This window comes from Caballeronia sp. (genome assembly GCF_049581465.1).
In the GTDB taxonomy this organism is placed as follows: Bacteria; Pseudomonadota; Gammaproteobacteria; order Burkholderiales; family Burkholderiaceae; genus Caballeronia.
Genome location: NZ_JBAUSA010000014.1, coordinates 1 through 5,667, shown reverse-complemented (window position 1 = coordinate 5,667; position 5,667 = coordinate 1). Strand labels below are relative to the sequence as shown.

The window sequence follows — 5,667 nt, the reverse complement described above, 5'->3', positions numbered from 1 at the left end:
GACGCGGGGGCGAGTGCGGCGCCGGCACCTGACATGAGCACGCAATCCACCGAGACCACCAAGCAGGTCCAGGACGCTGCGGCCTATATCCGCGGTCTCGCCCAGTTGCGCGGACACAATGCCCAGTGGGGCGAGCGTGCCGTGCGTGAGGCGCTCAGCCTGTCCGCGAACGAGGCGCTGGGGCAGAACGTCATTGACCTGATTGCGCTGGACGTGCCCGATCTCCTCGCGAAGCTGAACGGCCGGCACGTGCACACAATCACCGGCGATCACGTGCTCGCTACGTTGGGCGCTGTCGTGGTGACGATCCAGCCCGACTGGCGCAGCCGGTTCCTCGCGACCATCACCGATCCGAGCGTGGCGCTCATTCTCATCACCATCGGCATGTACGGGTTGTTCTTCGAGTTCATGAATCCAGGCATGGCCCTGCCGGGTGTTGCAGGAGCAATCTGTTTGCTGGTGGGCTTGTTCGCCCTGCAGTTGCTGCCTGTCGACTTTGCCGGGCTCGGTCTGATTCTGCTCGGCATCGCATTTCTCATCTCCGAAATGTTCCTGCCGACGTTCGGCACCCTCGGGTTCGGCGGCATCGCAGCATTTGCGATCGGCTCGCTCATGCTGTTTCGTACCGATGTCCCCGGCTACGGCGTTCCAGTCGCGCTCGTCGCGGGCCTGACCGCGATCACTGCCGTGTTCGTGTTCGCCGTCTCCGGCGTGGCGCTCCAGTCGCGCAGGCGGCCTGTGGTGAGCGGCTCGGAAGCCATGCTTGGCAGCATCGGCGAGATGTTGGAAGACGTGCGAGCCAGCGACAGCGGCTGGGCTCGGGTGCACGGCGAACGATGGCTTGTGCACGGCGGCGAAGCTGCCGCACTGCTTGCGCGCGGGGACCGGGTGCGCGTCATCGGGCGCCATGGGCTCACGCTCACGGTCGCGCGACTAGACGAAGTAAAACAAGGAGAAAAACAATGATCGGATTCACGTTTGGCTTTAGCGGTGTCTTGTTGTTGCTTGTCATCCTTATCGTGTTCTCGGCGATTCGGATTTTCCGTGAATACGAACGCGGCGTGGTATTCATGCTCGGCCGCTTCTGGAAGGTCAAGGGACCGGGCCTTGTCCTCATCATTCCTGCAGTGCAGCAAGTGGTCAGGATGGATTTGCGCACCATCGTTTTCGACGTGCCGCCACAGGACGTGATCACTCGCGACAACGTCTCCGTGAAGGTCAATGCGGTCGTCTACTTCCGCGTGGTCGATCCGGAGAAAGCCGTCATCCAGGTCGCACGTTTTCTCGAGGCGACCAGCCAGTTGTCGCAAACGACGTTGCGCGCGATTCTCGGCAAGCATGAACTCGACGAACTTCTTGCGGAGCGCGAGCGCCTCAACGCAGACGTTCAGAAAGTTCTCGATGCGCAGACCGATGCATGGGGCATCAAGGTGTCGAATGTCGAAATCAAGGATGTCGACCTGAACGAGACGATGATCCGCGCGATTGCCCGGCAGGCCGAGGCGGAGCGAGAAAGGCGGGCGAAGATCATCCACGCGGAAGGTGAGTTGCAAGCGTCGGAAAAGCTGCTGCAGGCCGCACAGATGCTCGCGCAGGCACCACAAGCCATGCAGTTGCGCTACCTGCAGACACTGACGACGATCGCTGTTGACAAGAATTCCACCATCGTTTTCCCGATGCCGATCGACCTGATCAGTTCACTTCTCGAACGGATCAAGAGGCCATCCGAAAACTGACATGCCGCAACGTGTCGTGGTCCCGCGTGTTTCAACTATTGAAACAGTTTTGAGGATCGCTACTAAAACCGCAGGGAATAGGACAATTCGTATGGCAATGCAAGGTACTTGAAAATTATCCTAGGTGGCGCGTGTTTGCGTGAAGAGGCGGTGATGTCGGAAGCCACGCGGAACAAGTATAAAAATCATCAATTTGTCACTGCATAAGACATGTCTGGTGGAAAGCCGATTGCACAAGGACGCATTGAGAGTGCTCCTATAGGGATTGGTTTCACGCCGTGTTCTCATGTAGCGGTGAATTGCCGAATCGGATGTTGCCGAGTGGTGCAATTCGACCTGACCTGCGAACAATAAATCTGAGAGGCCACTTTGAAACTCCGAATCGTTCTGGCCGACGATCATCCGTTTGTTTTGCTCGGTATGCGAGCGACCTTCAGTGCGGATAAAAGCGTGGAGGTCGTTGGCGAGGCGGTGAGCGCAGCGACCCTGTTGAAGTTGCTCGTCACTACGCCGTGCGACGTTCTGGTCACGGATTTCGCCATGCCCGAGCAGGGTCTGCAGGCTGAAGATGGCCTGCGCCTGATCAAGCGGGTGCGGCGGGACTGGCCGGATTTACGCATTGTCGTGCTGACCAGCATGAGCAATGTCGCCATTCTCCGTTCTATCCTGAGCGCTGGCGCCATGAGCTTGCTGAACAAAGTTGAACCCATGGAAGAACTCGCTGCGGCGGTTCGTGCTGCGGGAGTTGGGCGGCGATATCTCAGCACGTCGATTGTTGCGGCGCTAGCGGTGGCCGGTGCCGAACACGAGGGGCTTGGGGAAGGGCCGCATCTCTCTCCCCGTGAAATTGAGGTCGTGCGCATGTTTGCGAGCGGGCTGTCGATCACCGAGATCGCACGTTCTCTTGAGCGCGATGTCCGCACGATCAGCCGCCAGAAGCGCGACGCCATGGGCAAGCTCGGCGTCCACAACGACCCATGCCTGTTCGCGTTTGCACGCGCGCATGGCCTGACGTGACGGAGCGTTTCGTGAGGCCCTTTCGGACGCATCTTATGTCGATGCCAGCGCAGATCGGTGATCCTGCAACGGCCCGTGATCGCGCTGGCAAACTGAACCCCGCCTTGAGCGGACGCATCACCCGGGCGAATTTCGGGTTAAAAGAGGTTAGTAAATGATTGCGTTCACTCAACGAATCAGATTAGCGGTGGCCGACGACCATCCATTAGTGGTGCTTGCGATTGAGCGCCTGATTGCGAACGTGCAGAATATTGAAATCGTGTGTCGGGCGCAGGATTCTACGGCGCTGGTAGAGGCGCTCGACAATCAGGAATGCGATGTCGTCATCATGGACATTTTCATGCCGGGCGGTTTGTATGGCGACGGCGTCGAATTGATCCAGTACATCGCCGAGCATCATCCGAAGGCAGCGATCGTGGTTTTATCAATGACTAACGACGCAGGCCTGATCGCGCGTGTCCTGGATGCCGGTGCCAATGCCGTGGTCAGCAAGCAGGACCGGCTGGAACTGATCTACGTAGCGATCGTCACGGTACTGGCAGACGAAGATTACCTGGGGCCGTCAATACGCCAGCTTCTCGCCGAGGCCACTTCGGCAAATCGTGTCGACATGATTCGGCAGAAGCTGACGCGCCGCGAACTCGACGTAATCGGACGATACGCACGAGGCCGAAATGTGACCGAGATCGCGCGTGAACTCGACCGCAGTGTCAAGACGATCAGCGCGCAAAAATGTGCGGCTATGCGCAAGCTGGGTTTGTCGACCGACGCGGAGCTGTATCGGTTCGCATTTGACAGCGGCCTGGTCGAGCCGAAACGAGTGGAAGCGCAAGGTTTGAGATCGTTGGAAGTAGGAGCTATTTAGGAATGCTCTGATTATTAGTTGTCGCAAATCGTCGGACACTTGATCGCTTTAGGCCGTTCCTGCTGCTTGTCCGATACCCCCGAGGTTGGACGTGAAGCCATGCGCCGGCGAGCAGATCTCGGACGAGGAAAAGCGACATGTTAAAAAAGCTCATAAGTGAATGCGTAGGAAGCTTTTCGCTCGTCTTCTTTGGCTGCGGCTGCACCGTGATCGCTGGTGGCTACTTTCGTCCCGATATGGAAATGGTCTGCCAGGCGGCGGCTTTCGGGCTCGCGTCGACCGTGCTGTTCCACGTCCTTCGTCCTGTGTCCGGCGCCCACTTCAACCCCGCCGTTACGGTGGCCTTCGCCATTGCCGATCGCTTCCCGATACGAGACCTGGTCCCGTATATCGTGGCTCAAGTCGCGGGCTCGATCGGTGGCGCGATTGTTTTATACGTTGTCGCGAGCGGGCGCGGCGACGTGTCAATGAACCTTGCAACGCTGGGGGCGAACGGCTACGGCGCTCATTCGCCGGCCGGATATCAAATCCGTTCGGCGCTGATTGTCGAGGCGCTTGTCACGTTTGTGTTCGTCCTGGTCAATCTTGTTGCCGCGTCCAGCAGAGTTGCGCGTTTTAGCGGCCCCGCGCTCATCGGGATGTCCATGACGCTCTGCTCTCTTATCGCGATCCCCGTGACCAACGCGTCGATGAACCCCGCCCGTTCAACCGGCCCTGCGTTCGTTGTCGGCGGCTGGGCGCTCGACCAATTGTGGCTGTTCTGGGCAGCGCCGTTCGCCGGCGCCGTGCTTGCCGGCCTCTTTTATCCGGTGATCGCGCGCAAGACCTCTCGCGCTGGCGGCTCGCCCCAGCGCCCCGTCAGCATCGACGCCTCCTTCAACAATCAACCGCTATGAACAGCGTAAATCGACAGCGGCTACACGCGATCCTCTTCCATTTCGTTTCGCGTCTTTTTCGTCTGGTCGCATTGCTCGTGCTCGCATCGACGGTGTCGGCTGCGTGCGCCCAGAGTGCCGTGCGCACGTCTGACGACTACGCTGCGCCGACTTACAACGTGTACATGGGCCGCGACGGCGCGCAGGCCGCAGCAGACAGTGGCATACGCGGCGGCCTGCGCCTGCCATCGGACAGGCTCGCGTTGCAGGCCGTGTCCACAGCCGACGAGCAGCAGATCGCCGCACAGCACGAAGCCATAACTGATGCGCCGTCCGGCGGCTGGAGCGTCAACGCAATGCGCCTTCTGCCAGCGCTGATCGCGATTGGCGTAGTGCTGGCTGTCACGCTGCGCGCGTTCGTGCTGCTTCAGCGCGAAATGGCGCGGCGGGTCGAAACGGAGGCGCGTCTCGCGACACAGTTGAGCTTCCAGCAGACCATGATGGAAGTCGTACCGTATCCGCTTGTAGCCAAAGACCTCAGGAATCGATACATCGCGGTGAACCGGGCGTTTGAAAAAACGCTTGGGCTTCGGCGCGAAGACATTATTGGGCGCACAACGCTCGAGGTTCAGTCGTGGGGTGCCGACAACAGCCGTCGCCTGCATGAACTCGCTGGGCTCAGCCTCTCGACCGAACAACGCGAGGAAGTCGAAATCGCTTTCCGGAACCTCGATGGCGATCTGCGTCACGGACTTTTCTGGACGGGTGCATTTGCGGCGGCGGATGGCAAGATGGCGGGCGTTGTCGGCACAATGATTGACATCACGGACATCCGCGATGCCGAGATGCGCGCGCGCGACAACGAGCGCCGTCTCCACGACGTCACGCGGTCCCTGCCCGCGGTGGTTTTCCAGTTGCGGCGCGCCACCGATGGCACGTATAGCTTTCCCTACATCGGCGGCGACACCATGCATTTGTTCGGCGCCGATCTCACCGTGCTCAGCCGCGATCAGGTCGCGGGCCTGTCGCTGATTCACACGGATGACCGGCGTGCGATCCGCGATGTCATCGAACACTCGGCGCTCACGCTGGAACCCGTTCACACGGAATTTCGCTCGACTGTCGACGAAGGGCGTCGGTGGGTTCGCGCGGATCTCGTCGCGCGTCGCGAAGG

6 protein-coding genes are annotated in these 5,667 nt (G+C 60.0%); all 6 read left to right on the top strand.

Annotated elements, in window-relative coordinates:
- A partial coding sequence (locus tag WCA53_RS00310) for an NfeD family protein (protein WP_423904011.1) occupies window positions 1-966 on the top strand: 966 nt, incomplete at its 5' end.
- Window positions 963-1,736 carry a slipin family protein gene (locus WCA53_RS00305; protein ID WP_423904010.1) on the top strand — a complete coding sequence of 258 codons (774 nt, stop codon included), beginning with the start codon at window positions 963-965 and terminating at the stop codon, window positions 1,734-1,736. The genes WCA53_RS00310 and WCA53_RS00305, both read left to right, overlap by 4 nt.
- A 369-nt stretch (window positions 1,737-2,105) precedes the next feature.
- Window positions 2,106-2,753 carry a response regulator gene (locus WCA53_RS00300; protein WP_423904008.1) on the top strand — a complete coding sequence of 216 codons (648 nt, stop codon included), beginning with the start codon at window positions 2,106-2,108 and terminating at the stop codon, window positions 2,751-2,753.
- 154 nt (window positions 2,754-2,907) lie between these two features.
- Window positions 2,908-3,618 (top strand): response regulator, encoded by a 711-nt coding sequence (locus tag WCA53_RS00295; RefSeq protein WP_423904007.1) that lies wholly within the window; start codon window positions 2,908-2,910, stop codon window positions 3,616-3,618.
- Between the two features lie 137 nt (window positions 3,619-3,755).
- Window positions 3,756-4,514 carry an aquaporin gene (locus WCA53_RS00290; protein ID WP_423904004.1) on the top strand — a complete coding sequence of 253 codons (759 nt, stop codon included), beginning with the start codon at window positions 3,756-3,758 and terminating at the stop codon, window positions 4,512-4,514.
- The coding region (locus WCA53_RS00285; protein WP_423904001.1) for a PAS domain-containing protein at window positions 4,511-5,667 on the top strand (1,157 nt) is incomplete at its 3' end. The genes WCA53_RS00290 and WCA53_RS00285, both read left to right, overlap by 4 nt.